Source organism: Collinsella sp. AM15-2, from assembly GCF_003471985.1.
Lineage (GTDB): Bacteria > Actinomycetota > Coriobacteriia > Coriobacteriales > Coriobacteriaceae > Collinsella.
The window spans coordinates 1-1,421 of record NZ_QRKO01000048.1 but is presented as its reverse complement, the minus strand read 5'-3'; the positions used below and the strand labels follow the sequence as shown (position 1 = coordinate 1,421).

Annotated in this window: 2 protein-coding genes; both read left to right on the top strand. The window is 66.4% G+C overall.

What is annotated here, in order from left to right:
- The coding region (locus tag DW171_RS10015; RefSeq protein WP_369832479.1) for a transposase at window positions 1–537 on the top strand (537 nt) is incomplete at its 5' end.
- A 20-nt stretch (window positions 538–557) separates the two neighbouring features.
- Window positions 558–1,409 carry an IS3 family transposase gene (locus tag DW171_RS10010; RefSeq protein ID WP_199576915.1) on the top strand — a complete coding sequence of 284 codons (852 nt, stop codon included), beginning with the start codon at window positions 558–560 and terminating at the stop codon, window positions 1,407–1,409.
- The last annotated feature ends 12 nt before the right edge of the window (window positions 1,410–1,421 follow it).

The window sequence follows — 1,421 nt, the reverse complement described above, 5'->3', positions numbered from 1 at the left end:
GCCTCCCATTTCTTGGACACGAGAAATGGGAGGCTTTTTATGCGTGTCGACTTGAGAGTGAAACACGACATCGAGGCCAGGAAGGCGGCGATCGGGCTCTTCGAGCGAGGGCACGGCTTCGAGTCGGCGGCGAAGGCGCTGTCGGTCCCGCGCAACACCGTGAGACAATGGCTCTACGTATACCGGTCGTTCGGAAGCGAGGTGCTGCTATCCATGGACGGCAAGCAGACCAGGTACACATACGAGCAGAAGGTCGCCGCCGCCTCGGCCGTGGTCGACGGCGGCATGGCCAAGCGGGACGCCATGAAGGCGTTCGGGGTCATGTCCTTGGCACCACTCAAGAGATGGTGCGCGCTCTACCGCGAGGGCGGCGCCGAGGCGCTCAGGCCCAAGCCCAGGGGCAGGCCGAAGGGGTCCGGCCCCAGGGCGCGCGAGCGCACCCGGGAGCAGGAGCTCGAGGAGCGCTGCCGAAGGCTCGAGACCGAGGTGGCCTACCTAAAAAAATTGCGTGCCCTGGTCGAGAGGGACGGGCTCTGACCAGGGCGAAGGTCGAGGCCGTGAGCGCCCTGCGCGCGGAGGGATACGAGCTGGGGCGCCTGCTGGAGTGCGCCGGCATGGCCCGGTCCAGCTACTACTACGCGCTGTCGCACCCGGCCAGGCCGACGCGCCCGGAGCTGCGGGACGCGGTGGCGGAGATCTTCTCGCGCACGGCCAACGGGTGCGGCCACCGCCAGGTCGCCATGTGCCTGCGCGCCGAGCTGGGCGCGCGCATAGCCTACAAGACCGTGCTCAAGATGATGCGGGAGATGGGGGTCCGCTGCGGCATCCGCCGCGAGACCGACTACCATAGGTACAACTCGTACAGGGGCGTCGTGGGCGAGACGTTCGAGAACGTCATCGGGCGCGACTTCGCCGCCGACGGGCCGTGGCAGAAGATGGGCACCGACGTCACCGAGTTCAAGCAGCCCTGGGGCAAGGCCTACTTCGCGCCGGTGTACGACTTCGGCAGCAAGGAGATAGTCGCGTGGTCGACGTCGACCAGCCCGGACATGGCGCAGCAGGCCGAGCTGCTCGACCGGCTGCTGGCGAAGATGCCCGAGGGCGCGACGCCGGTGCTTCACAGCGACATGGGCTGGCAGTACCAGCACGCCGCATGGTGCGGGAGGCTGAGGGACGCCGGGATCGTCCAGAGCATGTCCAGAAAGGGCAACTGCATCGACAACGGCGCCACCGAGCAGGTCTTCGGCCACATCAAGGACGAGTTCTTCCGTGGAAGGACGTGGCCGGACTTCGAGTCCTTCAAGGCGGACCTCGACGACTTCGTGGTCCATTGGAACACGAGGCGAAGGCAGGTTAAACTGAAGGGGCTGACCCCGGAGGAGTTCCGGAACCAGCCCCTTGCGGCGTAGTTCTTATTTAAG